This window comes from Streptomyces sp. NPDC091289, from assembly GCF_044757365.1.
Lineage (GTDB): Bacteria > Actinomycetota > Actinomycetes > Streptomycetales > Streptomycetaceae > Streptomyces.
In genome coordinates, this window is the sequence record NZ_JBIVUT010000002.1 from 109784 (window position 1) to 136632 (window position 26849).

The 26849-nt window shown below is 72.6% G+C and carries 25 protein-coding genes; 15 read left to right on the top strand and 10 right to left on the bottom strand.

Annotation, left to right across the window (positions count from 1 at the left end):
• Positions 1-4 precede the first annotated feature (4 nt).
• Positions 5-1837 (top strand): asparagine synthase (glutamine-hydrolyzing), encoded by a 1833-nt coding sequence (asnB, locus tag ACIQPT_RS02615; RefSeq protein WP_401151857.1) that lies wholly within the window; start codon positions 5-7, stop codon positions 1835-1837.
• Positions 1834-2943, top strand: coding sequence for a 3-deoxy-7-phosphoheptulonate synthase (locus ACIQPT_RS02620; protein WP_401151859.1), 1110 nt, complete (start codon positions 1834-1836; stop codon positions 2941-2943). The genes asnB and ACIQPT_RS02620 overlap by 4 nt, the downstream gene beginning before the upstream one ends.
• Before the next feature lie 3 nt (positions 2944-2946).
• Here the strand turns inward: ACIQPT_RS02620 and ACIQPT_RS02625 are convergent, their stop codons facing one another.
• The 7 genes from ACIQPT_RS02625 to ACIQPT_RS02655 form a co-directional block, all read right to left on the bottom strand.
• The gene (locus ACIQPT_RS02625) at positions 2947-3246 is read right to left on the bottom strand and encodes an ArsR/SmtB family transcription factor (protein WP_401151861.1); all 300 of its coding nucleotides are present in this window, start codon (positions 3244-3246) and stop codon (positions 2947-2949) included.
• 114 nt (positions 3247-3360) lie between these two features.
• Positions 3361-4008, bottom strand: a complete 648-nt coding sequence (locus ACIQPT_RS02630) for a nitroreductase family protein (RefSeq protein ID WP_401151863.1) — start codon at positions 4006-4008, stop codon at positions 3361-3363.
• A gap of 48 nt (positions 4009-4056) precedes the next feature.
• A complete protein-coding gene (locus ACIQPT_RS02635; RefSeq protein ID WP_401151866.1) occupies positions 4057-5754 on the bottom strand; it encodes a dipeptide ABC transporter ATP-binding protein in 1698 nt (565 codons plus the stop codon).
• On the bottom strand, positions 5751-6626 hold the full coding sequence (locus tag ACIQPT_RS02640) for an ABC transporter permease (protein WP_401151868.1): 876 nt from the start codon (positions 6624-6626) through the stop codon (positions 5751-5753). Before ACIQPT_RS02640 ends, ACIQPT_RS02635 begins: the two co-directional genes overlap by 4 nt.
• Positions 6623-7570 (bottom strand): ABC transporter permease, encoded by a 948-nt coding sequence (locus tag ACIQPT_RS02645; protein ID WP_401151871.1) that lies wholly within the window; start codon positions 7568-7570, stop codon positions 6623-6625. The genes ACIQPT_RS02640 and ACIQPT_RS02645 overlap by 4 nt, the downstream gene beginning before the upstream one ends.
• Complete coding sequence (locus tag ACIQPT_RS02650; protein ID WP_401151873.1) at positions 7567-9213, bottom strand: ABC transporter substrate-binding protein; 1647 nt, start codon at positions 9211-9213, stop codon at positions 7567-7569. The genes ACIQPT_RS02645 and ACIQPT_RS02650 overlap by 4 nt, the downstream gene beginning before the upstream one ends.
• Positions 9214-9349: 136 nt before the next feature.
• Positions 9350-9988, bottom strand: coding sequence for a LuxR C-terminal-related transcriptional regulator (locus ACIQPT_RS02655; protein ID WP_401151874.1), 639 nt, complete (start codon positions 9986-9988; stop codon positions 9350-9352).
• Between the two features lie 322 nt (positions 9989-10310).
• Between ACIQPT_RS02655 and ACIQPT_RS02660 the strand changes: the two genes are divergently transcribed.
• The 3 genes from ACIQPT_RS02660 to ACIQPT_RS02670 are packed head-to-tail and all read left to right on the top strand — an operon-like array spanning position 10311 to position 13527.
• Positions 10311-11360 (top strand): iron-siderophore ABC transporter substrate-binding protein, encoded by a 1050-nt coding sequence (locus ACIQPT_RS02660; protein ID WP_401151877.1) that lies wholly within the window; start codon positions 10311-10313, stop codon positions 11358-11360.
• A 50-nt stretch (positions 11361-11410) separates the two neighbouring features.
• A complete protein-coding gene (locus ACIQPT_RS02665) occupies positions 11411-12448 on the top strand; it encodes a FecCD family ABC transporter permease (RefSeq protein ID WP_401151879.1) in 1038 nt (345 codons plus the stop codon).
• The gene (locus ACIQPT_RS02670; protein ID WP_401151882.1) at positions 12445-13527 is read left to right on the top strand and encodes a FecCD family ABC transporter permease; all 1083 of its coding nucleotides are present in this window, start codon (positions 12445-12447) and stop codon (positions 13525-13527) included. The genes ACIQPT_RS02665 and ACIQPT_RS02670 overlap by 4 nt, the downstream gene beginning before the upstream one ends.
• 5 nt (positions 13528-13532) lie before the next feature.
• On the opposite strand, the gene ACIQPT_RS02675 is transcribed toward ACIQPT_RS02670, so the two are convergent.
• Positions 13533-14339, bottom strand: coding sequence for an alpha/beta fold hydrolase (locus tag ACIQPT_RS02675; RefSeq protein WP_401151885.1), 807 nt, complete (start codon positions 14337-14339; stop codon positions 13533-13535).
• A gap of 161 nt (positions 14340-14500) precedes the next feature.
• Here ACIQPT_RS02675 and ACIQPT_RS02680 point away from each other — a divergent pair, with 161 nt between their 5' ends.
• A complete protein-coding gene (locus ACIQPT_RS02680; RefSeq protein WP_401151887.1) occupies positions 14501-15067 on the top strand; it encodes a hypothetical protein in 567 nt (188 codons plus the stop codon).
• 68 nt (positions 15068-15135) lie between these two features.
• Here the strand turns inward: ACIQPT_RS02680 and ACIQPT_RS02685 are convergent, their stop codons facing one another.
• The gene (locus ACIQPT_RS02685) at positions 15136-15783 is read right to left on the bottom strand and encodes a DedA family protein (RefSeq protein WP_401151889.1); all 648 of its coding nucleotides are present in this window, start codon (positions 15781-15783) and stop codon (positions 15136-15138) included.
• A 14-nt stretch (positions 15784-15797) separates the two neighbouring features.
• Complete coding sequence (locus tag ACIQPT_RS02690; RefSeq protein WP_401151892.1) at positions 15798-16685, bottom strand: SIS domain-containing protein; 888 nt, start codon at positions 16683-16685, stop codon at positions 15798-15800.
• Between the two features lie 220 nt (positions 16686-16905).
• On the opposite strand from ACIQPT_RS02690, the gene ACIQPT_RS02695 reads away from it, so the two are divergent.
• The 9 genes from ACIQPT_RS02695 to ACIQPT_RS02735 all read left to right on the top strand — a co-directional run bounded on the left by ACIQPT_RS02695 (position 16906) and on the right by ACIQPT_RS02735 (position 26751).
• A complete protein-coding gene (locus tag ACIQPT_RS02695) occupies positions 16906-17703 on the top strand; it encodes a DeoR/GlpR family DNA-binding transcription regulator (protein ID WP_401151894.1) in 798 nt (265 codons plus the stop codon).
• A gap of 159 nt (positions 17704-17862) precedes the next feature.
• Complete coding sequence (locus tag ACIQPT_RS02700) at positions 17863-18267, top strand: cell division protein SepF (RefSeq protein WP_006128240.1); 405 nt, start codon at positions 17863-17865, stop codon at positions 18265-18267.
• Between the two features lie 103 nt (positions 18268-18370).
• Positions 18371-18730, top strand: coding sequence for a nucleotide pyrophosphohydrolase (locus ACIQPT_RS02705; protein ID WP_401151897.1), 360 nt, complete (start codon positions 18371-18373; stop codon positions 18728-18730).
• A 124-nt stretch (positions 18731-18854) separates the two neighbouring features.
• Positions 18855-19355 (top strand): DUF6099 family protein, encoded by a 501-nt coding sequence (locus tag ACIQPT_RS02710; RefSeq protein ID WP_401151900.1) that lies wholly within the window; start codon positions 18855-18857, stop codon positions 19353-19355.
• A gap of 85 nt (positions 19356-19440) precedes the next feature.
• Positions 19441-20364, top strand: a complete 924-nt coding sequence (locus tag ACIQPT_RS02715) for an LLM class F420-dependent oxidoreductase (protein ID WP_401151902.1) — start codon at positions 19441-19443, stop codon at positions 20362-20364.
• 25 nt (positions 20365-20389) lie between these two features.
• On the top strand, positions 20390-21307 hold the full coding sequence (gene mmuM, locus ACIQPT_RS02720) for a homocysteine S-methyltransferase (RefSeq protein ID WP_401151905.1): 918 nt from the start codon (positions 20390-20392) through the stop codon (positions 21305-21307).
• A 72-nt stretch (positions 21308-21379) separates the two neighbouring features.
• On the top strand, positions 21380-22876 hold the full coding sequence (locus ACIQPT_RS02725) for a 3' terminal RNA ribose 2'-O-methyltransferase Hen1 (protein WP_401151908.1): 1497 nt from the start codon (positions 21380-21382) through the stop codon (positions 22874-22876).
• On the top strand, positions 22873-25458 hold the full coding sequence (locus tag ACIQPT_RS02730) for a polynucleotide kinase-phosphatase (protein WP_401151911.1): 2586 nt from the start codon (positions 22873-22875) through the stop codon (positions 25456-25458). Before ACIQPT_RS02725 ends, ACIQPT_RS02730 begins: the two co-directional genes overlap by 4 nt.
• Positions 25459-25515: 57 nt before the next feature.
• The gene (locus ACIQPT_RS02735) at positions 25516-26751 is read left to right on the top strand and encodes an arginine deiminase (RefSeq protein WP_401151914.1); all 1236 of its coding nucleotides are present in this window, start codon (positions 25516-25518) and stop codon (positions 26749-26751) included.
• Positions 26752-26849: the final 98 nt, after the last annotated feature.

The window sequence follows — 26849 nt, forward strand, 5'->3', positions numbered from 1 at the left end:
GACCATGTGTGGCATAGCAGGGTGGCTCGACTGGGAACGCGACCTGACCCGCGAGGCCGGGACCGTCCGCCGCATGGCGGACACCCTCGCACTCCGGGGCCCCGACGACTCCGGCGTCTGGACGGCGACGCGCATCGGCCTCGGACACCGCCGCCTCGCCGTCATCGACCTGCGGCTGGGCAGCCAGCCCATGACCGAGCGCGGCGGTGACGACGGCCGCGAACTCGCCGTCGTCTCCTTCAGCGGCGAGATCCACAACTACCGCGAACTGCGCACCGAACTCACCGCCCACGGACACCGCTTCCGTACCGCGTCCGACACCGAGGTGCTGCTCGCCGCCCACCGGGAGTGGGGCCCGAAGGCCATCGAGCGGTTCGCCGGGATGTTCGCGTACGCCCTGTGGGACATCGCCGAGCAGACCCTGTACCTCGGCCGCGACCCCCTCGGCGTGAAACCCCTCTACTACGCCGAACACCCCTCCGGCCTGGTCTTCGGCTCCGAACCCAAGGCCCTCTTCGCCTCCGGTCTGATCCGCCCCGAGGTCGACGCCGAGGGCCTCGTCGACGTGTTCACCGTCGCCGCCAAGCGCCCCGGCGACGCCGTCTACCGCGGGGTGCGCCAACTGCTCCCCGGCCACCTCCTCACCGTCCGCCGGGGCGCCACCACCGCCCGCCGCTACTGGCAGCTCACCACCGCCCCGCACGAGGACGACGAGGCCACCACCGTCGCCACCGTCCGCTCGCTGCTGGACCGGATCGTCGGCGAACAGACCGTCGCCGACGTGCCGCTCGGCGCGCTGCTCTCCGGGGGCATCGACTCCAGCGCCATCACCGCGATCGGCGCGGCGGCCCTGGCCGCCGGCGGCCAGGGACCGCTCGCCACCTACTCCGTCGACTTCGCGGGCAGCGAGGACGACTTCCGGGCGGACGCCCTCCACGTCTCCCGGGACGCGCCCTTCGTCCGGGCCGTCGTCGACCACGTCGGCACCAAGCACAGCGAGGTCCTCGTCGAACCCGCCTCCCTGCTCGCGGAGTCGGGCGTCACCCTGCGCGCCCGGGACTACCCCGGCGTGGGCGACCTCGACGTCTCCCTCTACCTCCTCTTCCGCGAGGTCCGCCGCCACCTCACCGTCGCCCTGTCCGGCGAGGGCGCCGACGACGCCTTCGGCGGCTACCCGTGGTTCGCGAGCGAGGCGGAGCGCCCCAGCGGCGGATTCCCCTGGTCCGCCGGGGTGAAGGACCGCAACGCCGTCCTCTCGCCCGAGCTGCGCGGCCACCTCGACCTGCACGAGCGCCTCGACGCCCGCTACCGCGAGGCCCTGGACGAAGTCCCGTACCTGGACGGGGAGAGCGGCGTCGACCGGCGGATGCGGGAGGTCTACTACCTCCAGCACACCCGCTTCCTGCCCTTCCTCCTCGACCGGAAGGACCGGATGAGCATGGCCAACGGCCTGGAGGTGCGCGTCCCGTTCTGCGACCACCGCCTGGTCGAGTACGTGTGGAACGTGCCCTGGCGGCTCAAGCGCCTCGGCGGCAGCGAGAAGGGCCTGCTGCGCGCCGCGGTCGAGGACGCCCTGCCCACCGAGGTCGTCCACCGCCCCAAGAGCGGCTTCCCCGTCGGCCAGAGCCCCGAGTACCTGGAGTCCGTGCGCACGGCGGTCTCCGACATGATCGAGGCCGACGCGCCCGCGATGCGCCTCCTGGACGCCGACACCCTGCGCGCCATGGTCCGTGACCAGGCCTGGGTGAACGGCACCTTCACCCCGCCGCCGATCCTGCCGCGCGCCCTCCAGCTCAACGACTGGCTCACCGCCTACGACGTACGGGTCGTGCTGTGAGCGCCCCGGACGCCGACCCCGCCGACCCCACAGCCCTCCACGACCTCGCCCAGGCCCCGCCGCTCGTCTTCGCGGGCGAGGTCGACCAACTGCGCGACCGGCTCGCCGCCGTGGCACGCGGTGAGGCCCTGCTCCTCCAGGCCGGGGACCGGGCCGGGGCGCCGGCCGGGCTCTCCGCCGCCTCCATCCGGGGCACCCTGCGGACCCTCCTCCAGATGAGCGCCGTGCTGACCTACGCGGCCTCGGTACCGGTGGTGAAGGTGGGCCGGATCGCGGGCCACTACCCCGCGCCCCGCACCGGCGACCCCGGGCTGCCGGTGCGGACGTACCGGGCGGCCGCGTCGACGCTGAACCTGGTGCGGGCCTTCACCACCGGCGGCGAGGCCGATCTGGGCCGGGTGCACGCCTGGAACCGGGAGTTCGTCGCCGCCTCGCCGGCCGGGCAGCGCTACGAGGCGGTGGCCCGGAGGATCGACAAAGTGCTGGCCTTCATGAAGGCGTGCGGTACCGACCCCGCGGGGCTCCGGTCCGTCGAGTTCTACGCCGCGCACGATGTGCTGCGGCTGGACTACGCGTCGGCGCTGACCCGCACCGACTCCCGCACCGGTGCGCCGTACGCCACCTCCGGCCACCTGGTCCGGATCGGCGACGGCGACCGGCCGCCGGGGGAGGACCACCTCGGCTTCGCCGCCCGGATCGCCAACCCCGTCGCGGTGCGGCTCGGCCCGGCCACCACGGTCGACGAGGTGCTCGGATACGTCGACCGGCTGGACCCGGACCGCGAACCGGGGCGGCTGACCTTCGCGTTACGGCTGGGCGCGGACCGGATTCGCGACCTGCTGCCCGACCTGGTGGAGAAGGTGACCGCCTCCGGCGCCCGCCCGGTCTGGGCGACCGACCCGGAGACGTCCTCGGGCGGGCGGGCGTCGCGCTTCGACGACGTACTCGACGAGGTACGGGGCTTCTTCGAGGTGCACCGGAGCCTGGGCTCCCACCCCGGCGGGATCCACACCGAGCTGACCGGCGACGACGTCACCCGGGACCGGGAGCGCTCGCTCGACCTGGCGTTCCGCGTCGCGGAGTTCGCCCGGGGACCGGGGCCGTGAGCGTCAGGCGGCCTCGAGGGTGATGTCGAGCAGTCCGGGGAACCGGGCGTCGAGGTCCTCGCGGCGCAGCGACATATAGCGGTGGGTGCCCTCGATGCGGGTGTGGGTCACGCCCGCGTCGCGCAGCACCTTGAGGTGGTGCGAGAGCGTCGACTTGGAGAGCGGGATGTCCAGGGCCCCGCAGGACTGCTCGTCGACGCCGACCAGGCCGCGCACGATGGCGAGCCGCGTGGGATCGCTCAACGCGTGGAAGACCGCGGTGAGCTCGATGTCGGACCGGGCCGGATGGCTGAGGGCACGCACGAAACCCTCTCCTCTCGCTGGTCTTCGTAGGTTCGCACATCATCGAACCAAGGGCAACCGCGCCCGGGGACGGCGCGGTTGCCCACGAACAGCGACCGGACGGCTACCAGGCGGCTACCAGGCGTCCCAGTGCGCGATCTCCTTGGCCTCGACCCGGGGGCCGGGCCGGAAGTCCGTGCCGATGGTGTGCGCGAGCGGGATCAGCGCCGTCTGGAGCACCGTCTCGTACGGGATGCCCAGCAGCTCGGCGGCCTCCTTCTCGTAGTGCAGGTGCGGGGTGGTCCAGGCGGTGCCGAGCCCCCGGGAGCGGGCGGCCAGCATGAACTGCCAGACGGCCGGGAGGATCGACCCCCAGGTGTTGGCCTGCCCGACGTGCGAACCGTTCTCGTGCCGGCCCTGGACCCGGATGCACGGCACCAGCAGCACCGGCACCTCGTGCAGATGGTCGTAGAGGTACTGCGCGCTGTCCGCGATCCGCTGCCCGCGCACCAGGTCGCCCCGGTTCACCCCGTCCCGGACGACCTGCTGACGCGGCCGGGCGAGCCCCAGCCGGTACAGGTTCGCCAGCGCGGCGCGCTTGACGGGGTCGGTGACCAGGACGAAGTCCCAGCGCTGCCGGTTGCGGCCGGTCGGGGCCTGGGTGGCGAGTTCGAGGCACTCCTCGATCAGCTCGCGTTCCACCGGCCGGTCCAGATCGAGCCGTTTGCGCACGGCCCGGGTGGTGGTCAGCACTTCGTCGGCGGTGAGGTCGAGCGGGGGCATGGAGCTCCGTCCATTGGGAGAGAGGGGGGCAGATGCGTACGGGAGGGTTCAGGGGGCGTGGCCCGGCAGGCGCGGCACCGAGGCGAGCAGCGTCCGGGTGTACGGGTGGGCCGGCGCGCCCAGCACCTCGGCGACCGGCCCCTGCTCGACGACCACGCCGTCGTGCATCACCAGCACCCGGTCGCTGACCTGCTGCACCACCGCCAGGTCGTGCGAGATGAACAGCATGGCCAGCCCGTACGCCTCCCGCAGCCGGGCCAGCAGGTCCAGGACCTGCGCCTGCACCGTGACGTCGAGGGCCGAGACCGGTTCGTCGCAGACCAGCAGCCGGGGCGAGGTCGCCAGGGCGCGGGCGATGGCCACCCGCTGCCGCTGGCCCCCCGACAGCCGGGCGGGCCGGCGCTCCAGCAGGCCCGGGTCGAGACCGACCTGGTCCAGCAGCTCGGCGGCCCGCTCCCGCCGGTGCGCCGCCCGCGCGGGACCGGCCACCGACAGGGCCTCGTCCAGGATGCGCCGTACGGTGAACCGCGGGTCGAACGAGCCCATCGGGTCCTGGTGGACCAGCTGGATCCCTCGGCGCAGCGGGCGTCTGCGCCGCTCGTCCAGCGCGCTCCACGGCCCGCCGTCGAGCAGCACCTCGCCCTCGTCGGGGGCGAGCAGCCCCATCGCCATCGCGGCCAGGGTGCTCTTGCCCGACCCGGACTCGCCCACCACTCCCAGCGTCTCGCCGGGGGCCACCGCGAAGTCGACGCGGGAGACGGCGGTGCGCGTCCCGCCGCCGGGGGAGCCGTACCGCTTGACCAGGCCCGCCCCCGACAGCAGCGGCCGCCCGTCGCTTTCGCTCGCTGGGGCCCGGGGTGCGGGCGCCGCGGCCCCGCGGCCGGGCACCGAGGCGATCAGCGTCCGGGTGTACGGGTGGACGGGCGAGCCCAGTACGTCGCCCGCCGGGCCGGACTCCACCACGCGCCCGTCCGTCATCACCGCGATCCGGTCCGCGAGCTGCGCCACCACCGCCAGGTCGTGGCTGATGAGCAGCAGCGCGGTGCCGGACTCCTTGAGTTCCCGGAGGAGTTCCAGGACCCGGGCCTGGACCGTGACGTCCAGGGCGGTCGTCGGCTCGTCCGCGACGATGATCCGGGGTCCGGCCGCCGTCGCCGAGGCGATCAGGGCCCGCTGCCGCAGCCCGCCGGAGAGCTGGTGCGGATACTGCCGGGCCCGCACCTCCGGCTCCGGCACCCCGGCGGCCGCGAGCAGGCCGGTCACCCGGCCCGGGACCTCGGCGCGGGTGGCCAGGGAGTGGACGAGAAGCGGTTCGGCGACCTCCGCGCCGATCCGGCGCAACGGGTCGAGGGCCCCGAGCGCGTCCTGCGAGACGAGCCCCACGGTCCGGCCGCGCACGGTCCGCCAGTCGCGCTCCCGGAAGCCGGTCGCGTCCCGGCCGTCCACCCACAGGCTTTCGGCGTGGACCGAGGACTCGGGTCCGGCGAGACCGATGAGGGACCGGGCGGTGACGCTCTTGCCGGAGCCCGACTCGCCGACGAGCGCCAGGCATTCGCCGGGGGCGAGGGTGAGCGAGACGTCGTGGACGACGGTGCGACGGCGGCGGCCGTGGCCGAAGGAGACGGTGAGCGAGCGGACGGCGAGGGCCGCGGCGGACGGATCGGGACCGCTCGCCGCGTCGGGCACGTCCGCCGCGTTCGCCGGATCCGGCGCGTCCGGCGCGGACTTCGTCGTGGATACGGTCATCTGCCGGGCCTGCCTTCGAGTCCGATGTGCAACTGCCGTCCGACGACGGTGACCGCCACCACCGACAGGGTGATCGCCGCCCCCGGGAACACCGCGATCCACCAGGCGCTCTGGAGCGCGTCCCGGCCCTGGGCGAGCATCGCCCCCCACTCCGGGGTGGGGGCCTTCGGGCCGAGGCCGAGGAAGCTGAGCGCCGATCCGGCGATGATCGCCGTGCCGACCCCGAGCGTCGCGGGCACGACCAGCGGGCCGAGCGTGTTGGGCACCACATGGCGCAGCACCACGGTCCGGCGGCGCAGCCCGAGCCCGATCGCCGAGCGGATGTACTCGGCCCGGCGCACCACCTGGGCCTGGCCCCGGACGAGACGGGCGTACCCCGGTACGGAGGAGACCGCGATGGCGAGCGCCGCGTTGACCGAGCTGGGGCCCACGACGGCGATCACCAGCAGGGCCAGCAGCAGTTCGGGCAGCGCCAGCATCACATCCATGCCGCGCATCGCCACCTGGTCCGCGAACCGGCCGAGCAGCGCCGCCGGCAGCCCGATCAGCAGGCCCGCCAGCACCCCGAGCGCGGTGGCGCCGACCCCGAGCAGCAGCGAGTGGCGGGCCCCGTGGACCACCCGGGCGTACACATCGCGGCCGAGCTGGTCCGTACCGAACCAGTGGTCGCCGCCGGGCGGCAGCAGGGCCGCCACCGGGTCGGCGTCCGTCGGGGAGGCCGAGGCCAGCAGACCGGGGCCGGCACAGGCGAGCGCCGCGACGACCAGGACGGCCACGGACAGCAGCAGGCCGGGCCGGAACGTCGCCAGCCGCTCGCGCAGCGGTCCGAAGGAGAGCCGGGCGACGGCCGCTTCGGTGGGAGGTGAGGTCATGCGGGGCTCCTGAGCCGGGGATCGGCCCACAGGCACAGCAGATCCGCCAGCGCGTTGACGACGAGATAGACGACGGCGGACAGCAGGACGAGCCCCACGACCACGGGGATGTCCCGGTTGGAGATGGCGTCCAGCGCCACCCGGCCGAGCCCCGGGCGGGCGAAGACGGTCTCCACCAGCACCGTTCCGCCCAGCAGCCCGCCCGCCAGCCACCCGCTGAGCGTCACGGCGGGCACGGCGGCGTGCCGCAGGGCGTGTCGCAGCCGCAGGGCGGTGCCGCTCAGCCCCCGGGAGCGGGCGGTGAGCGCGAACGGCTGGTGCAGTGCGGCCTCCATGCCCTCCCGGAGCACCTGCGCGAGCAGCGACCCGAAGGGCACCGCCAGCGTCACGACGGGCAGCACCAGGGACCGCCAGTCGCCCGCACCGGCCACCGGGAAGAGGTTCAGCCGGAACGAGAACAGGGTCAGCAGCACGATGCCGAGCCAGAAGGCGGGGGTGGAGACGGCCACCAGCTCCGCCCCCGACACCGCCCCCCGCACCCGGCGGCGCCGCCCCGCCGTGGTGGCGGCCAGGACCAGCGCTCCCACCACCAGCAGGACGAGCGCGCTCAGCGACAACTGGGCGGTGTCGCCGATCTGTTCGCCGATGATCAGCGAGACGGGCTGCTGCTGCTGGTAGGAGCTGCCCAGGTCGCCGGTGGCCAGCCGCCCCAGGAACGCGACGTACTGCACGGCCAGCGGGTCGTCCAGGCGGTACTCGCGCAGGATCTCCTCGCGCAGCGCCGCCGAGTCGGTGGCCGAGGCCCCCAGCAGCGTGGTCACCGGGTCGCCGGGGACGAGGTGGAGCACCAGGAAGGTCAGGCTCGCCGCGCCCCACAGCACCAGCGCGGCCCCGACGGCCCGGTGCAGCAGCCAGCGGCCCGCCGGTGGGAGGCGCCGGCTCACCTCGTGGTCTTCCGGACCCCGGCGAACTGCGGCCAGGCGTTGGCGTCGAAGGTCAGTCCTTCGGCCGTGCGGGAGACGCCGATGGTGGTCACCGGCACGTACAGCGGGAGCACGGTGGCGTGGTCGACGGCCCAGCGCTCCACCTTGGCGTACGACTTCTCCCGCTCGGCGGGCCGGGACTCGGCCGCACCGGCCCGCAGCCAGGCGTCGACCTGCTTGTCCCGGGTGCGCGAGACGTTCTGGCCGCCGGCCGACGGCAGATTGGTGGAGAGGTAGAAGCCGGCCAGGATCGCCGGGTCGGCGCGGACCCAGGCGTTGTCCCACACGTCGTAGTCGCCCTTGCCGTACCGCTCGAAGTAGCCGCCGGTCTCCACCGGGTCGCGGACCAGGTCGATGCCGTTCTTCTTCAGCTCGGCCTGCACCGCCTCGCCGAGCACATCGCGCTGGTCGCGGACGAGCGAGCCGATGAACGGCCAGTGCAGGGACAGGCGTTCGCCGTCCTTGACGCGGTAGCCCTGGGCGTCCTTGCCGCTCCAGCCGGCCTCGTCCAGGAGCTTCGCCGCGCCGGCCGGGTCGTGGCTGATCGCGCCCTCGATGGCGTCGTCGTAGGCGGCGGGGGTGGTGGGGCCGAGCGGGCTCCAGGCGCGCTCGTACTCGCCCTGGTAGATGCTCTTGATCAGGGCGCTGACGTCGACGGACTGCTGGAAGGCCCGGCGTACGCGCTCGTCGCGCAGCGGCCCCCGGTCGGTGTTGAGGTAGAGGGAGTACGAGGCCCCGGGCGACCGGCGCTTGGTCAGCCGCAGCGAGCTGTCGCGCTGGATCGCCTGGGCGGAGGTGACCGGCAGGGCCGCCGCGTCGACCTGGCCGCTGGTCAGGGCTCCGGAGCGGACGGAGTCCTCCGGCAGGAAGCGGACGACGAGCTTGTCCAGGAGCGGCGGGCCCTGGTGCTTCGCGCCTTCGGGGGACCAGGCGTAGTCGGCGTTGCGGGCGAACTCGACCCGGTCGTTCTTGACGTACCGCACCGAGCGGAACGGGCCGGTGCCCACCGAGTACTTCCCGCCCGCGCACAGCTGGTCCTTGAACTTCGTCAGGGAGGCGGGCGAGGCGATGCCGAGGTAGGGGGTGCTGGCGGCCTGCAGGAAGGGGATGTTGGGCTCGGAGAAGGAGATCTCGATGCGGTGCTTCCCGAGCACCTTGCTGCCGCTGTAGGGCCCGAGCAGCGCGGAGGCGTAGAGCGACTTGGTCGCGGGCGCCTTGATGTGCTCCAGGTTGGCCTTGACGGCGGCGGCGTCGAAGGCGGTCCCGTCGTGGAAGGTCACGTCGTCGCGGAGCTCGAAGGTGTAGGTGCGGGCGTCCTTCGACACCGTCCAGGACGTGGCGAGCCAGGGGTGGAGCTTGCCGTCGGCGTCCAGCTGGACCAGCGAGTCGAAGACGTTGCGCTGGACGACGGCGGTGATGTCGCCGGGGCTGGTGTGCGGGTCGAGGCACGAGGTGCCCACGGCGGCGGCATAGGTGAACGTGCCCCCACGCACCGGCTCGCCCCCCTTCCCCTCGCCCTGCCCGCCGCCGCTTCCGCAGGCGGTGAGGGAGAACAGCAGGGCGGTTGCGGTGGCGGCGGTGGCCACGGCGGGTCGTCTGGGCATGAGCCTCTCCATACGTGTGGTGCGAAGCGCGGGTGGGACAGGGAAGGGTCCCGGCCGTGGGGTTTCGGGGACCCGGGGACACGGCCCGGCGCGGGACCGGCGGCGACGGCCGGTCCCGTACGGGCGTGCGGGGAGGTCAGGCAGCCGTTCCCCGGCCGCGCAGCTGCGCGGCGTGGACGACGGCCTGGATGCGGTTGCGCATGCCGAGCTTGCGCAGGATGTTCGACACGTGGAACTTCACGGTCTTGCTGCTCAGACCGCAGATCTCGGCGATCTCCGCGTTGGATCGCCCTTCCGTGAGGAGGAGGTGGATCTCCCGCTCACGGGTGGTCAGCGGTGCGGTTCGGGGCGGCAGGGGGGAGGGGTGGGTGAACGGGGCCCCCGGGGACACGTCGTCGGGTCCGTGGGGGAGAGCGGTCTCGATGACGCGCCGGGCCACGTCATGGGTGAGGAAGGCCTCGCCGCGGGCGGTGGCCCGGAGCGCGGCGAGCAGGACGTCCGGGGCGGCGTCGACCGAGACGAACGAGCGGACGCCCAGTCGGAGATAGCCGAAGACGCGGTGGGCGCAGGTGCTCTCCATAACGATCAGCGCACGGGTGGCGCGCGTCTCGCCGTACGGGCGGAGGGCCCTGCCGACGGCTTCGGTGACCGGGACGGTGGGGACGTCCTCGATCAGAACCACGTCGGGAAGGGCCGGACGAGGGACGCGGTCCGCCGCCGTCCGGCGGGCCGTGAGCATCTCGAAACCGGGCTCCTCCTGAAGTAGTGCCGTCATACCGGCGGTGAGTAACGACGTTGTGCCGGGGGCCAGTACACGGATCGCACTTCGCCCCCGTGGCGATGCATCGAAGTGCAACATGAGGCTCGACGGTACGAAATTTTCGTCTGTGAGTCAATCATCTATGTCCAGATTAAATGTTGCGCGATTGTGTCGTATCCCCGATTCCTGGTGCGCCCCGTGACGGCTTCTGCTAGGGCGGCGGTCCCGGTGTGCGGCGCCTGTTCCGGCAGGGGCGGGAGGGGGCTCGTTCGGTACGCCCGGACCTCTGGCTTAGGCTTGCCTAACCTTCATTGCCCGGCCAACCTGAGGACCCTCCATGCTCGGCTTCACCCGCGTGCGCCGCCACACCCTCGCCGCGACGGCCACCACCGTCGCCCTCGCCGTCGCCCTGGTCGGCTGCTCCTCGGACGGCGACAGCGACAAGGGCGGGGCCAAGGACTCGGCGAAGAGCGACGGCGCCTTCCCCGTCTCGATCAAGAGCTCGCTCGGCACCGCGAAGATCGAGGAGAAGCCCGAGCGCATCGTCACCCTCGGCCAGGGCTCCGCCGAGACCGCGATAGCCCTCGGCCAGACCCCGGTCGGCATCGAGAGCTACCCCTGGGGCAGCGACAAGTCCGGCTACCTCCCGTGGATCAACGAGGCCGTCAAGAAGTCCGGCGACAAGCTGCCCAAGCAGTTCACCGGCGGCGAGGAGATCGACTTCGAGGCGATCACCGAGCTGGAGCCGGACGTCATCCTGGCCCCCTGGTCGGGCATCACGCAGAAGCAGTACGACGTCCTCAAGGACATCGCCCCCACGGTCGCCTACCCGGAGCAGGCGTGGAGCACCGACTGGGACCAGCAGATCGACATCATCGGCAAGGCGCTCGGCCGGACGAAGGACACGAACGGCCTCAAGACGAAGATCGAGAAGCAGCTCGCCGACGCCGCGGCCACCCGGCCGAACTACAAGGACGTCACCTTCTCGTACATCTACAACTCCGGCCCCGGCACCCTCGGCGTCTTCAAGCCCGAGGAGCAGCGCGTCAAGATGGTCTCCTCGCTCGGCCTGAAGGTCGACCCGGTCGTCAACGGCTTCAAGGAGACCCCCGGCACCGACTCGGCCCTCATCGGCCTGGAGAACGCCGAGAAGCTCAAGGACAGCGACCTGATCTTCACGTTCTACACGGACGAGAAGAACCGCAAGGAGATCGAGGGCCAGAAGCTGTACGGCGCGATCCCCGCGATCAAGAAGGGCGCCGTCGTCGCGAGCGACGACAACTCCTTCGTCACCGCCTCCTCGATCATCAACCCGCTGACCGTGCCGTGGACGATCGAGCGCTACCTGCCGATCATCGACCAGGCCGTCAAGACGGCCGGCAAGTAACCCCGGCCGGGTATCCGAAGGACCAGGGCCACCAGGCACACTCCACACCCATGGCAACCACCACGGTCGCACCGCCGAGCGGCGCCGGTACCTCCCGTACCGGCGCCGCTCGGACGGCGTTCCTCCTGCTCCTCGGGCTGGTCGCACTGGCCGTCGCGCTCTGCGCGAGCGTCATGTTCGGCAGCCGCTCCACCTCGTTCGGCGATGTCATCGACGTCCTGCGCGGCAACGCCGCCCCCAACATCACCGTCATCGTCGAGAGCCGCTACCCCCGGACCGTCCTCGGCGTCCTCGCCGGACTCTGCCTCGCGGTCGCGGGCACCCTCATGCAGGGCGTCTCGCGCAACCCGCTGGCCGAACCGGGCCTCCTCGGCATCAACGCCGGGGCCTCCGCGAGCATCGTCGCCGCGACCGCCTGGCTCGGGGCCTCCGGCGCCACCGACACCATGTGGTGGGCGCTGCCCGGAGCGCTGGTCGCCGGCGTCCTCGTCCATGTCATCGGCTCCGCCGGTACGGGGACGAGCGTGGTGCGCCTGGTGCTCGCCGGAGCCGTGCTCACCGCCGTACTGATGGCGTTCATCCAGGCGGTGACCCTCAGCAAGCCGCAGGTCTTCGACAGCTACCGCTACTGGGTCGTCGGCGCGCTCGGCGGCCGGGACTTCGACGTGTTCTGGTCCGTCCTGCCCTTCGCCGCCGTCGGCTTCCTGCTCGCCCTCGCGCTGGGCCCCGGCCTCAACGCCCTGGCCCTGGGCGACGCGACCGCCGTCGCCCTCGGCTCGCACCCCGGGCGCACCCGGGGCGGCGGACTGCTCGCCGCCACGCTGCTCAGCGCCGCCGCGACGGCCGCCGTCGGCCCGATCGCCTTCGTCGGCCTCGCCGTCCCGCACGTCGTGCGGGTCCTGGTCGGCGTCGACTTCCGCGTCCAGATCCTCTTCTCCGCCCTGCTGGGCCCCACCCTCCTGCTCCTCGCGGACGTGGTGGGCCGGGTCGTCATGCGCCCCACCGAACTCATGGTCGGCGTCGTCACCGCCTTCATCGGCGCACCCGCGCTGCTCATCGCCGTACGCAGGATGCGGGGCACCTCATGACCGTCACCGACCGCACCGCCACCGACCGGACCGCCCCCGTCCGCAAGGCCCCCCGGGGCTATCTGGTCGTCGGCAGCACCCTGGCGATACCCATGCGCCGGGCCTCCGTGTTCGCCGGCGCCGGGCTTCTCGTCCTCCTTCTCGCGGCCGCCGTCACGACACTGACCTGGGGACGCCTCGGCATCGACCTCGCCGACCTCCCCGCCGCGCTGCTCGGCGACGCCGAGGGCAAGGACCGCTTCGTCTTCAACCGGCTGCGCGGCCCCCGCCTCACCGTCGCCATCGGCGTCGGCGCGGCGCTCGGCCTCTCCGGCGCGCTGTTCCAGTCCGTCACCCGCAACCCGCTCGGCAGCCCCGACGTCATCGGCCTCTCCGCCGGAGCCGGCGCGGGCGCCGCGATCTGCGCCCTGATGTTCCCCGACACGGTCCCCGTCCCCATCGGCGCGCTCATCGGCGCGGTGGCGGCGATGGCCCTCGTGTACGTCTCCACCGGCAGCGGCTTCCGCAACCCCGCCCGGCTCGTCATCGCCGGGATCGGGGTCGCCGCGATGGGCGCGGCCGTCACCCAGTACGTCGTCTACGCCCTGGAGCGCGACAAGGCCTCCGTTCTCACCGCCTACGTCAACGGCAGCCTGACGGCCCGCTCCTGGACCGACGCCACCACCGTCTGGCTGGTCCTGCTCGCCACCGCCCCGCTGGCCGCGCTGATCTCCCGGCGGCTCGACATCGGCGAGATGGGCGACGACATCGCCGAGGGGCTCGGCTCCGAGCCGAAGAAGGCCAAGACCCTCGCCGTGGTCCTGGCCATCGCCCTCTCGGCCGCCGCGGTCAGCGTCTCGGGCCCCATCGCCTTCATCGCCTTGACCGCACCCCAGATCGCCAGACGCCTCACCCGCGGCTCCGGCCCGCACCTGCTGCTCTCCGCCCTCACCGGCGGCCTGCTGCTGGTCCTCGCGGACCTCTGCTCCCAGCAGCTGGCGCTCTTCGACGACCTGCCGGTCGGGATCTACACCATGGCCATCGGCGGCGCGTACCTCGGCTATCTGCTGGTACGGGAGTGGCGCAAGGGCGTGCTCTGAGGCGGTCAGGACCGGGCGACGGCCCGCAGCTCCTCGAACAGCTCGCGCAGGGTCGGTCCGCTCGGGACGTGATCCGGCGCGCGCTGCTCCGTCAGCCGGGCCGAGGGGAACAGGGCGGCGGTCGCCTCCGCCGCCGGGAACGGCACCTCCTCGTCCGCCGGCGCGTGCCACAGCCGTACGGGCTGCGCCACCCCGGCCGGATCGAACCCCCACGGGCGCGTCTGCAGCCGCACCTCCCGGGCCGGCCCCCGCCAGCCGTGCCCGGCCAGGCCCGTCAGCGCGGCGAGCGTCGAGGGGGAGGACGCGAACACATCCGCCAGGCGCTCCGCCGCCCCGGCGAACCGGGCGGCCACCTCGTCCTCGGGAGCCTCGCGGTAGAACGTCCAGACGGGCTCGGCCGCTTCGGGGTAGCGGTGACGGATCGCGTCGTCGGCGACGTACGGCAGTCCGCTGAGGACCCAGACCCGTCGCACCCGCTCCGGAAGGGCCGCCGCCAGGGCGTACGCGTACGGCGCGCCCGCCGAGACGCCCAGCACGTCGAACGCGTCCACCTCCAGCGCCGCGAGCACCGGCAGCACCAGGGGCGTCCAGTCGGCGACGGCGGACATCGGGACCGGGTCGGAGAGCCCGTGGCCCGGGCGGTCCAGTGCGATCAGCCGGACGCCCGCCTCCCAGGCCCAGGCGTCCCAGACGTCCGGCAGCCCGGCGTCCCCCAGCAGCCCGTGGTGCAGCACCACGGGCCGGCCGTGCGGATCGCCGTACTCGGCGAAGCCGTGCGCGACACCGTCGATCGTCAGGGCCGTGTGCTTCACGCGTCCTCCTCTGATTAGGTGAGGCTATCCTTAATTATCTGTCGCCGGGCAGGGCTTCGGAGGTTCCGTGGAGGGGAGTTCACCTGCGGACCGGGGGTCGGGGGCCACGCCGGGGCGATGACGACTGGTCACGTACAGGTTCGTCGACCATACTGCCCGCCGTGGAGCAGAGCATAGATTCGACCAAGAAGCCCGAGTTCGCCGCAGGCACCGACCCGGCGTTCATCCCCCTGCCCGGACTGGCGGCGCCCGTCGCGACCCGGAAGCCCGAACCGGAATCGGAGACCGGTCCGGAGGACGCTGCTCCGGAGTCGGAGCGGGAACGCGACGACGCGCCCGAAGCGGCGACCGCGGAGACCGAAGCCGAGGCCGGGACCGACAAGGAACCGGAATCGGCGGCGGGCGATGCCGAAGCGGAGGACGCGACCGAGAGCGAGGACGCCGAGGAGGGCCCCGTATTCGAGGTCAGCGACCGGCGCGGTTCGATACGGGTGGCCCGGGAAGGCGTCCGGTTCCGGCTGGACGACCAGGAGGCCGAGTTCGGCTGGGACGAGATCGGCGCCGTGGAGACCACCCCGGCCCGCTTCGGCCGCCGGTTCACGGTGACCGTGCACCTGTCGACCCGTCGCTGGTTCAACGCCGAGGTCGAGGCGGCGAGCCGCAGCGAGCTCAAGGCCTGGCCGGCCGAGCTGGACACCGTCCTGGACGCCTACTTCGAGGAGTCCTGAACGGCCGGTCGTGAGGCACCCCCCACCGGGGGGTGCCTCGTCGATCGGGGTGGGGCCGCGCCCGGCCGTCAGGGCCGCTCGCGGTTGCGGCCCCGGACGCGCATCACGACGTAACCGGCCACGGCGACGGCGGCCAGCGCCAGCACGACCTTGGACGCGACGCCGACGTACGCCCCGACCATGTCCCACTGATCGCCGAGCCAGTACCCGGCCATCACCAGCACGGTGTTCCACACCAGGCTGCCCGCCGTCGTCAGCGCGATGAACACCGGCAGCGGCATGCGCTCCACACCCGCGGGCACCGAGATGAGGCTCCGGAACACCGGCACCATGCGGCCGAGCAGGACCGCCTTGGTGCCGTGCCGGGCGAACCACTCCTCCGTCCGCACCAGGTCGGACGCCTTGACCAGCGGCAGCTTCGCCCACCAGGCGTGCATCCGCTCCCGGCCGAACACGGCGCCGATCCCGTACAGGACCACCGCCCCGACGACCGAGCCGAGCGTCGTCCAGAACAGGGCCGAGGCGATGCCGATCACGCCCTGCGAGGCGGCGAACCCGGTCAACGGCAGGATGACCTCGCTGGGCAGCGGCGGGAACACGTTCTCCAGCGCGATGGCCGCACCCGCACCGGGACCGCCGAACGTCTCGACGAGACCGGCGGCCCAGCCGGCGATGCCCCCCTGCGGCTCCGAGGCGGCTGACGGGGTCAGGTGCATGTCTCCATGATCCCTCAGGCCCCGTCGAGGACCACCGAACGGCTCAGATGGCGCGGCAGGTCGGGGTCGAGCCCCCGTGCGGCCGCACGGGCGAGGGCGAGGCGCTGTACGCGTACGAGGTCGGCCAGCGGGTCGAGGGCGTCGTCCACCCACCGGGCGCCCGTCGCGCGCACCTGCTCCGGCAGGCCCTCGGGGGCCTCGCCGAACATCCAGGTCGCGGTGCCCGCCGTGGAGATGCTGATGGGCCCGTGGCGGTACTCCATCGCGGGGTAGGACTCCGTCCAGGACAGCGACGCCTCCTTCATCTTCAGCGCCGCCTCGTGGGCCAGCCCGACCGTCCACCCCCGCCCGAGGAAGGAGAACTGGCTGCTCAGCAGCAGCCCTTCGGGCAACGGCTCCGCGAGCGCGGTCTCCGCGTCCGTGACCACGTCCTCCGAATGCAGACCGAGGTGGGCCCGCAGCAGGGTGAGGGCGGTCGTGGCGAAGCGCGTCTGGACGACGGACCGTTCGTCGGCGAAGTCCAGGACGACGAGGTCGTCGGCCGCCGCCCTGACCGGAGTCTCCGGGTCCGCCGTGACGGCCACCGTCCGGGAGGTGCCGCGCAGCCGGTTCAGCAGTTCCAGCACCTCGGTCGTGGTGCCCGACCGGGTCAGTGCGACGACCCGGTCGTAGCCGCGGCCGAAGGGGAACTCGGAGGCGGCGAAGGCGTCCGACTCGCCCTGGCCGGAACCCTCGCGGAGTCCGGCGTAGGCCTGCGCCATGTAGAAGGAGGTACCGCAGCCGACGACCGCGATCCGCTCGCCCGCGGCGGGCAGGGCGGCGGCCTCGGGGCCGTCGGCCAGGGCGGCGGCGCGCCGCCAGCATGCGGGCTGACTGGCTGTTTCGGACTCGGCATACGACACGTCTGCACTCCACGGGAACGAGGTGGACCACGGGAACGGGGCTGATGCAGCCCGCATGTAGAATTCTGCACGTTACATGTAGTTATCGAGCAAAAACAAGCAAGCTGCAGGTGGGGGAAGGGCTCCCGGGAGACCCTGTGCGACGCTTGCGGCGGTCCGGCCACCGGCGACCGCGTTCCCGCGAAACGCGGTGCCCGCGCCGGACGGTGAGGAGACGCTCTTGTCCAGGGACGCCCGGTGGGACGCGCTGCTGGAACTGGTCGGCAAGCACGGCAGGGTGGACGTCGAGGAGGCGGCGACGGCGCTCGACGTCTCGGCCGCCACCATCCGCCGTGATCTGGACCAGCTGGCCGAACAGCATCTGCTGACCCGCACCAGGGGCGGTGCGGTCGCGCACGGGGTCTCCTACGAACTGGCGCTCCGCTACAAGACGGGCCGTCACGCCCCGGAGAAGCAGGCCATCGGCCGCGCGGTGTCGGGCCTCGTCGCCGTCGGCGAAGTGGTCGGCCTGACCGGCGGAACGACCGTGACCGAAGTGGCCAGGGCGCTGGCGGTACGCCAGGACATCGTGGGCGAGACGACGGTGGCGGGTGGCCAGCCGACGCTGACCGTGGTGACCAACGCCCTCAACATCGCGAGCGAGCTGGCGATCCGGCCGCAGATCAAGATGGTCGTGACGGGCGGCGTCGCGAGGCCCCAGTCGTACGAACTGACGGGCCCGCTCGCCGTCGGCGTGATGAACGAGATCACCCTGGACGTCGCCGTCCTCGGGGTGAACGCCATCGACATCGAACGCGGCGCGTACGTCCACCACGAGGGCGAGGCCAGCGTCAACCGGCTGCTCGCGGAACGGGCCCAGCGGGTGGTGGTGGCGGCCGACTCGTCGAAGATCGGCAAGCGTGCCTTCGCCCGGGTCTGCGACCTGGGCCTGGTCGACGTCCTGGTCACCGACTCCAACATCGCGGCGGAGGCGAAGGACCGGTTCGGTGAGGCGGGGGTCCAGGTCATCACGGTCTGAACCGGTGTCAGCCGGTACCGGAAACGGCTCGGACGACGACTCGGACGGAGACTTCGCCGTGTCGTTGGTACGCCGAACGGGTGAGGGGCGAGAGGATTGCCCGATGAACAGTGAGTGCAGCCGGTGCGAATCCGCCCGGCTCGACGACGGGGTGGCCCTGTGAGCAGGTACGACAGGTATGACAGATACGACGCCACCGACGAACAGTGGGAGGGGCTCGCGCAGGTCGTGCCGCTGCGCGGCCGGGACGAATGGCCGTCCAGGATCGACCACCGCACCGTCCCGGACGAGCGCGCGGCCGAGCAACGACGCCTCGTCGTGCTGCGGGTGCAGGTCTTCGCGGACGCACGCGAGGTCGCCGAGTACCTGGTCGCCCAGGTTCCGGTCCTGCTCGACCTGACGGCGGCGGAAACGGACGTGGCGAAGCGGATTCTCGACTTCAGCAGCGGCGTGGTCTTCGGCCTCGGCAGCGGCATGCACCGCGTCGACCGCAATGTCTTCCTGCTCGCGCCGGTCGGCATGGAGGTCGAGGGAGTCACGCCCGCGGGCCTCGCCCAGTCGTAGGAAGCGGCAGTCGGGGCGGCAGCCGAGGCCGGCGGGCGGCCCGGACCGCCGCCCCCGGCCGCCCGCTCCTCCGCTGTCGGTGGCCGGTGATAGACCTGGAGCCGTGACAGACATCGATGTGGCAGAACTCCAGCGGCGGCTGGCCGCGTTCGCGGCGGCGCGGGACTGGGGGCAGTACCACACCCCGAAGAACCTGGCGGCCGCGCTCAGCGTCGAGGCCTCCGAACTGCTGGAGATCTTCCAGTGGCTGACGCCCGAACAGTCGGCGGCGATCATGGAGAACCCCGAATCGGCCCACCGGGTCGCCGACGAGGTGGCGGACGTGCTCGCCTATCTGCTGCAGTTCTGCGCCGTGTTGGACATCGACCCGACGGCGGCGCTGGCGGCCAAGTTGGAGCGGAACGAGAAGCGCTTCCCTCTGCCGGGCGCTCCGGAACCCCACGATCGTCACTCTTCGGAGTGATCGAGTTGTCCACAGTCGACTTCGTGTCCACAGATTTCCGATTTCCTCTGGCCTTACGGTGCTGTCTACCTCACTGTGGGTAATGAATGAGGTGAGCGGGTTTTCGTACGGACGGGGGAGACACATGGAAGCGGAGCGACTTATCGAGGCGGGGCGGCGGGCCCTGGCGGGCAGCCGGGGCGCGCTGGACGTCATGGCGGAGGCCTGGCAGGCCCAGGCGCTCGCACGGGCGGTCGGCAGCAGGCTGGCGCTGTACGGCCCGATGGAATTACGGAGCGAGGCGCGGGCGCTGGGGGAGATCGGCGCCGGATGCTCGGCCCTGGATCACCCGACGGTGCTCTCCGGCGGTGCCAGGGCGGCCCAGTTGTCCGGGATCGCCGATGTGCGGCCGGCCCTGGCCGGGCTGGCGCTGCTGCTCGGTGAGGCCGGGATCGCGCTGGTCGGGGTGGCCTGCGACACGGGGGAGGACGGGCTGTACTGGCAGTGCATCGAGGCCATGGACGCGGCCGACGAATCACTGGACCGTGTGCACGGGATGCTGAGACGGCTGGCGGAGCGGGAGAGGGAGCGCGACGGCCCCTACGGCGGCATACGCGGCCCGGCGTCATCGACGGCGGGGCCCTGAGGGTCCCGGGGGAAGAGGTGGAGATATCGGGGGGCCCGGCCGGGCTGGCCAGGAGGACCGCGCGCCGGAGGGGCAGGATGGAGGCATGGATCTTCGCATCTTCACCGAGCCCCAGCAAGGGGCCGACTACGACACCTTGCTCACCGTCGCCAAGGCCGCCGAGGACCTGGGCTTCGACGCCTTCTACCGCTCCGACCACTATCTCCGCATGGGCTCCGGCGACGGCCTGCCCGGACCTACGGACGCCTGGATCACGCTGGCCGGACTGGCGCGCGAGACCCGGCGGATCCGGCTCGGCACGCTGATGACCGCCGGCACGTTCCGGCTTCCGGGAGTGCTGGCCATCCAGGTGGCCCAGGTCGACCGGATGTCCGGCGGCCGGGTCGAACTGGGCCTGGGAGCCGGCTGGTTCGAGGAGGAGCACAAGGCCTACGGCATTCCGTTCCCGAAGGAGAAGTTCGGCCGCCTGGAGGAGCAGCTCGCGATCGTCACCGGCCTGTGGGCGACGGAGGTCGGCAAGACCTTCAGCTATGACGGGACCTACTACCAGCTCACCGACTCGCCCGCGCTGCCCAAGCCCGCCCAGGCCAAGGTGCCCGTCCTGATCGGCGGTCACGGTGCGACGCGCACCCCGCGGCTCGCCGCGCAGTACGCGGACGAGTTCAACATTCCGTTCGCCTCGCTGGAGGACAGCGAGAAGCAGTTCGGCCGGGTCCGGGCCGCCGCGCAGGCGCACGGGCGCTCGCCGGACGACCTCGTGTACTCCAACGCGCTGATCGTCTGCACGGGCAAGGACGACGCCGAGGTCGCCCGGCGCGCGGCGGCGATCGGCCGGGACGTGGAGGAGCTCAAGGCGAACGGGCTGGCGGGATCGCCCGCCGAGGTGGTCGACAAGATCGGCGCCTACGGGGCGATCGGCTCGTCGAGGATCTACCTCCAGGTCCTCGACCTGGACGATCTGGACCATCTGGAACTGATCTCCTCGCAGATCCAGTCCCAGCTGACCTGACCTGACCTGACCCGAGGAGTTGGCCGTGAGTACCGGCAGCACGCTCGCCGACGCACTGGACGCCGGGCCCGTCCTGCTGGACGGCGGGCTCTCCAACCAACTGGAGGCGCAGGGCTGCGACCTGTCCGACGCGCTCTGGTCGGCCCGGCTGCTGGCCGACGCGCCGGAACAGATCGAGGCCGCCCACCTCGCCTACCTCCGGGCCGGGGCGCGGGTGCTCATCACGGCCAGCTATCAGGCCACGTTCGCAGGGCTCGGGCGGTACGGGATCGACCGGGCCGGGACCGAGGCCCTGCTCGCCCGCAGCGTGGAGCTGGCCCGGGGCGCCGCCGAGGCGGCGCGCCGGGCCGACCCCGGGCGGGAGACCTGGGTCGCCGCGTCGGTCGGTCCGTACGGGGCGATGCTCGCGGACGGCAGCGAGTACCGGGGGCGCTACGGGCTGAGCGTCCGTGAGCTGGAGCGCTTCCACCGCCCCCGGGTGGCGGCGCTGGCCGCTGCGGGACCCGACGCCCTGGCGCTGGAGACGGTGCCGGATCTGGACGAGGCCGAGGCCCTGGTCCGGGTGGCCGAGGAGACCGGACTGCCGTACTGGCTCTCGTACAGCGTGGCGGGCGGCCGGACCCGGGCCGGCCAGCCGCTGGAGGAAGCGTTCGCGGTGGCGGCGGGGCGGGACTCCGTGCTCGCGGTCGGGGTCAACTGCTGCGAGCCGGAGGAGGCACAGGGCGCCGTGGAGCAGGCGGTGGCGGTCACGGGCCGGCCCGCCGTGGTCTACCCGAACAGCGGGGAGGGCTGGGACGCCGGAGCGCGGGGGTGGACCGGTCGCTCCACCTTCGACGCGGGGCGGGTGCGGGCCTGGACCCGGGCCGGGGCCCGGCTCGTCGGAGGCTGCTGCCGGGTGGGGCCGGACCTCGTCACGGAACTGGCCGGGCGGCTGGAGGCCTAGTCAAGGGAGAAGGAGAAGCAGGGGAGCGAAAATACCTGGTGGGGGCAGGGGGCGAGGATCATACTCGGACAGGTGTTCCTGACAATCGGTACGACCGGCACCCCTGAACGTCCCGCCACGGATTTGGGATTTCTGCTGCACAAGCATCCCGACAAGGCGCAGACGTTCTCCACCTCGCACGGCTCCGCGCACGTCTTCTACCCCGAGGCGTCCGTCGAGCGCTGCACGGCCGCGCTCCTGCTGGAGGTGGATCCGGTGGCGCTGGTGCGGCGCGGCAAGGGCAAGGGCCGGGGAGGCGCGCCCGACGCGGCGCTCGCGCAGTACGTCAACGACCGCCCCTACGCGGCGTCCTCGCTGTTGTCGGTCGCGCTCGCCGCCGTGTTCAAGTCGGCGCTCGGCGGGGTCTGCCGGGCCATGCCCGAGCGGGCCGGGAGCCCGTTGCCGCTGCGGATCGAGGTGCCCGCCCTGCCCGCCAGGGGCGGCGCCGAGCTGGTGCACAAGCTGTTCGCGCCGCTCGGCTGGACGCGGGTCGAGGTCACGGCCGTACCGCTGGACGAGCAGTTCCCCGCGTGGGGCGACTCGCGCTACGTACGCCTGGTGCTGGAGGGCGAGTTGCGGCTCGCCGACGCGCTGCGGCAGCTCTACATCCTGCTCCCGGTGCTCGACGACGCCAAGCACTACTGGGTCGCGCCCGACGAGGTGGACAAGCTGCTGCGGGCCGGGGAGGGCTGGCTCGCCGACCACCCCGAGCGGCCGCTGATCACCCGGCGCTATCTGTCCCACCGCTGGGGGCTCACCCGCCAGGCCGACCAGGCCCTGGAGCTGGTGCGGCTCGCCGAGTCGGACGACCTCGACGTGGAAAGCGTCGACAACGCGGTGGACGAGAGCACCGACACCGAGGAGAAGCCGGTCCCGCTCGCCGAACACCGGCGCACCGCGATCCTCGACGCGCTGCGCGCCGCCGGGGCGAGCAGGGTGCTCGACCTCGGCTGTGGCCAGGGCCAGTTGGTGCAGGCGCTCCTCAAGGACGTGCGCTTCACCGAGATCGTGGGCGTCGACGTCTCGATGCGCGCCCTCACCATCGCCTCCCGGCGGCTGAAGCTGGACCGGATGGGAGAGCGCCAGGCGGACCGGGTCACCCTGCGGCAGGGATCGCTGACCTACACGGACAAGCGGCTCGTGGGATACGACGCCGCCGTGCTCAGCGAGGTGATCGAGCACCTGGACCTGCCCCGGCTGCCCGCCCTGGAGTACGCGGTGTTCGGCGCGGCGCGACCGGGCACGGTGCTCGTGACCACGCCGAACGTCGAGTACAACGTGCGCTGGGAGACCCTCCCGGCCGGGCACGTCCGGCACCGGGACCACCGCTTCGAGTGGACCCGGGCCGAATTCCGGGACTGGGCCGGACCGGTCGCCGAACGGCACGGATACACCGTCCGGTACGTGCCCGTCGGGCCGGACGACCCCGAGGTGGGACCGCCGACCCAGATGGCCGTGTTCACCCGGACCGACGCCACCACGACCACCGGAACGACCGAGAAGAAGGCGAAGGAGGCGAAAGCCGCATGAACAACGACCACAGCGACGCCGGTACAGAATCCGGCACCGCCGCCACCGCCGCGCGCACCCTGCCGGTGACCGACCTCTCCCTCGTCGTCCTCATCGGCGCGAGCGGATCGGGCAAGTCCACCTTCGCCCGCAAGCACTTCAAGCCGACCGAGGTCCTCTCCTCGGACTTCTGCCGGGGTCTGGTCGCCGACGACGAGAACGACCAGAGCGCCAGCCGCGACGCCTTCGACGTGCTGCACTACATCGCCGGCAAGCGCCTGGAGGCCGGGCGGCTCACCGTCATCGACGCCACCAGCGTCCAGTCCGAGAGCCGCAAGCAGCTCGTCCAGCTGGCCCGGAAGTACGACGTCCTGCCCATCGCCATCGTCCTCGACGTTCCCGAGGAGGTCTGCGCCGCGCGCAACGCGTCCCGCCCCGACCGAGCCGGCATGCCCCGCCATGTCATCCAGCGGCACCGCCGCGAGCTGCGTCGGTCCCTGCGCGGCCTGGAGCGCGAGGGCTTCCGCAAGGTGCATGTCCTGCGCACCGAGGAGGAGGCCGAGAGCGCCGAAGTGGTCCTGGAGCGCCGTTACAACGACCTGCGCCATCTCACCGGCCCGTTCGACATCATCGGGGACATCCACGGCTGCCGCTCCGAGCTGGACACCCTGCTCGGCAAGCTCGGTTACGTGGACGGCGCCCACCCCGAAGGGCGCACCGCCGTCTTCGTCGGCGACCTCGTCGACCGGGGGCCCGACAGCCCCGGCGTGCTGCGCCGCGTGATGTCCATGGTGTCGGCGGGCAACGCCCTGTGCGTCCCCGGCAACCACGAGAACAAGCTCGGCCGCTATCTCGCGGGCCGCAAGGTCCAGCTCACCCACGGGCTCGCCGAGACCGTCGAGCAGCTGGAGCGCGAGGACGCCGAGCACCCGGAGTTCCGGGGACAGGTGCGGGAGTTCATCGACGGGCTCGTCAGCCACTACGTCCTGGACGACGGCAAGCTGGTGGTCTGTCACGCCGGGCTGCCCGAGAAGTACCACGGCCGCACCTCCGGCCGGGTCCGCTCGCACGCGCTGTACGGGGACACGACGGGCGAGACCGACGAGTTCGGCCTGCCCGTGCGCTACCCGTGGGCCGAGGAGTACCGGGGCCGCGCCACCGTGGTCTACGGCCACACCCCGGTGCCCAGCACCTCCTGGATCAACAACACCATCTGCCTGGACACCGGGGCCGTCTTCGGCGGGAGGATGACCGCGCTGCGCTGGCCGGAGCGCGAACTCGTCGACGTACCCGCCGAGAAGGTCTGGTACGAGCCGGTCAAGCCGCTGGTCACCGAGGCGCCCGGGGGCCGGGAGGGCCGGCCGCTGGACCTCGCCGACGTCCAGGGCCGCCGGGTCGTGGAGACCCGGCACCTGGGCCGTGTCGCCGTGCGCGAGGAGAACGCCGCCGCCGCGCTCGAAGTCATGAGCCGGTTCGCCGTCGACCCGCAGCTCCTGGCCTACCTCCCGCCCACGATGGCCCCCACCGCCACCTCCCGGGTGGACGGTTTCCTGGAGCACCCGGCCGAGGCCTTCGCGCAGTACCGCAGCGACGGCGTCGAGCGGGTCGTGTGCGAGGAGAAGCACATGGGCTCCCGGGCCGTCGCCCTGGTCTGCAAGGACGCCGGGGCCGCGACCGCGCGGTTCGGCACGGCGGGCCCGACCGGCGCGCTGTACACCCGCACCGGACGCCCCTTCCTGGACGACCCGGCCATGACCGAAGGGGTCCTGGACCGGCTCCGTACCGCCCTCACCGCCGCCGGGCTCTGGGAGGAGTGGGACACCGACTGGGTGCTCCTGGACGCCGAACTGATGCCGTGGTCGCTCAAGGCCGGCGGGCTGCTGCGCTCGCAGTACGCCGCCGTCGGCGCGGCCTCCGGGGCGGTCTTCCCGCCGGCCGTCGCCGCCCTGGAGCAGGCGGTCGCCCGGGGCATCGAGGTGGCGGACCTCGCCGGGCTCCAGCGGGCCCGCGCGCGGGACGCGGCCGCGTTCACCGAGGCGTACCGGCGCTACTGCTGGTCCACCGAGGGGCTGGACGGGGTGCGTCTCGCCCCGTTCCAGTTCCTCGCCGTCCAGGGCCGTTCCCTGGCCGCCGTCCCGCACGACGAGCAGCTCGCGTGGCTGGACCGGCTCGTGGAGCACGACCCGACCGGGCTGCTCCAGGTCACCCGCCGGCTCCTCGTCGACACCGGGGACGAGGACTCGGTGCGCGCGGGCGTGGACTGGTGGCTGGAGATGACCGGGCGCGGCGGTGAGGGCATGGTCGTCAAGCCGCTCGGCGCCCTCGTCCGGGACGCCAAGGACCGGCTGGTGCAGCCGGGCATCAAGGTGCGCGGCCGGGAGTATCTCCGCATCATCTACGGCCCCGAGTACACCCGCCCGGAGAACCTGGAGCGGCTGCGCTCCCGGTTCCTCGGCCACAAGCGCTCGCTGGCCCTCCGGGAGTACGCGCTCGGCCTGGAGGCCCTGGACCGGCTGGCCGAGGGCGAGCCGCTGTGGCGGGTCCACGAGGCGGTGTTCGCCGTCCTGGCGCTGGAGTCGGAGCCGGTGGACCCCCGGCTCTGAGCGAACCGATGGGCGGTTCGCCGGGTGAACGGCGCTCCGCGCGGTGAGGATGAAGGCATGGGATTCCATGTCGACTCCGAAGCCGGGCGGCTGCGCCGCGTCATACTGCACCGCCCCGATCTGGAGCTGAAGCGGCTCACCCCCAGGAACAAGGACGCGCTCCTGTTCGACGATGTCCTGTGGGTGCGCCGCGCCCGGGAGGAGCACGACGGGTTCGCCGACGTGCTGCGCGACCGGGGGGTCGCCGTGCACCTCTTCGGTGATCTCCTGCGCGAGTCCCTCGACATCCCGGTCGCCCGGCGGCTGGTGCTGGACCGGGTCTTCGACGAGAAGGAGTACGGCCCGCTCGCCACCGAGCATCTGCGGGCCGCCTTCGAGGAGTTGTCCTCACGGGAGCTGGCGGAGGCGCTGGTCGGCGGCATGACCAAGCGGGAGTTCCTGGAGCGGCACAGCGAGCCGACCTCCGTCCGCTTCCATGTGATGGACCTGGACGACTTCCTGCTGGGCCCGCTGCCCAACCACCTCTTCACCCGGGACACCTCGGCGTGGATCTACGACGGGGTCTCCATCAACGCGATGCGCTGGCCCGCCCGGCAGCGCGAGACCGTCCACTTCGAGGCCATCTACCGGCACCATCCCCTCTTCACCGGCCCGGAGGCGGGCGCCTTCCACACCTGGTCGGAGGGGCAGAACGACTACCCCTCCACCATCGAGGGCGGTGACGTCCTGGTCATCGGGCAGGGCGCGGTCCTGATCGGGATGAGCGAGCGCACCACGCCGCAGGCGGTGGAGATGCTGGCCCGGGGCCTCTTCGACGCCGGTTCGGCGCGCACGATCGTGGCGCTCGACATGCCCAAGGCCCGCGCGTTCATGCACCTGGACACGGTGATGACGATGGTCGACGGCGACACGTTCACCCAGTACGCCGGTCTCGGCATGCTCCGCTCGTACACCATCGAGCCCGGCAGTGGCCCCCGTGAGCTGAAGGTCACCGACCATCCGCCCGAGCACATGCACCGCGCCATCGCCGCCGCCCTCGGCCTCGACTCCGTCCGGGTCCTCACCGCCACCCAGGACGTGCACGCGGCCGAGCGCGAGCAGTGGGACGACGGCTGCAACGTGCTCGCGGTCGAGCCCGGCGTCGTCGTCGCGTACGAGCGCAACGCCACCACCAACACCTATCTGCGCAAGCAGGGCATCGAGGTCATCGAGATCCGGGGGAGCGAGCTGGGCCGGGGGCGTGGCGGGCCGCGCTGCATGAGCTGCCCGGTCGAGCGGGACCCCGTGGCATGAGAGGTCGGCGACCGTGAGCCGACAGCCCTGTATAGAGATGCGGTCGATCGTATAGAGTTCCAGTTCTGCCGCGCGCAGTGCGCCGATCCCCGTCTGCG

Excerpts from the sequence above, each read along its gene's own strand:
- asnB (WP_401151857.1), top strand. The coding sequence starts at position 5 with ATGTGTGGCATAGCAGGGTGGCTCGACTGGGAACGCGACCTGACCCGC.
- ACIQPT_RS02630 (WP_401151863.1), bottom strand. The coding sequence starts at position 4,008 with ATGCCCCCGCTCGACCTCACCGCCGACGAAGTGCTGACCACCACCCGG.
- ACIQPT_RS02635 (WP_401151866.1), bottom strand. The coding sequence starts at position 5,754 with ATGACCGTATCCACGACGAAGTCCGCGCCGGACGCGCCGGATCCGGCG.
- ACIQPT_RS02640 (WP_401151868.1), bottom strand. The coding sequence starts at position 6,626 with ATGACCTCACCTCCCACCGAAGCGGCCGTCGCCCGGCTCTCCTTCGGA.
- ACIQPT_RS02650 (WP_401151873.1), bottom strand. The coding sequence starts at position 9,213 with ATGCCCAGACGACCCGCCGTGGCCACCGCCGCCACCGCAACCGCCCTG.
- ACIQPT_RS02655 (WP_401151874.1), bottom strand. The coding sequence starts at position 9,988 with ATGACGGCACTACTTCAGGAGGAGCCCGGTTTCGAGATGCTCACGGCC.
- ACIQPT_RS02660 (WP_401151877.1), top strand. The coding sequence starts at position 10,311 with ATGCTCGGCTTCACCCGCGTGCGCCGCCACACCCTCGCCGCGACGGCC.
- ACIQPT_RS02665 (WP_401151879.1), top strand. The coding sequence starts at position 11,411 with ATGGCAACCACCACGGTCGCACCGCCGAGCGGCGCCGGTACCTCCCGT.
- ACIQPT_RS02670 (WP_401151882.1), top strand. The coding sequence starts at position 12,445 with ATGACCGTCACCGACCGCACCGCCACCGACCGGACCGCCCCCGTCCGC.
- ACIQPT_RS02685 (WP_401151889.1), bottom strand. The coding sequence starts at position 15,783 with ATGCACCTGACCCCGTCAGCCGCCTCGGAGCCGCAGGGGGGCATCGCC.
- ACIQPT_RS02710 (WP_401151900.1), top strand. The coding sequence starts at position 18,855 with ATGGAAGCGGAGCGACTTATCGAGGCGGGGCGGCGGGCCCTGGCGGGC.
- ACIQPT_RS02715 (WP_401151902.1), top strand. The coding sequence starts at position 19,441 with ATGGATCTTCGCATCTTCACCGAGCCCCAGCAAGGGGCCGACTACGAC.
- ACIQPT_RS02730 (WP_401151911.1), top strand. The coding sequence starts at position 22,873 with ATGAACAACGACCACAGCGACGCCGGTACAGAATCCGGCACCGCCGCC.
- ACIQPT_RS02735 (WP_401151914.1), top strand. The coding sequence starts at position 25,516 with ATGGGATTCCATGTCGACTCCGAAGCCGGGCGGCTGCGCCGCGTCATA.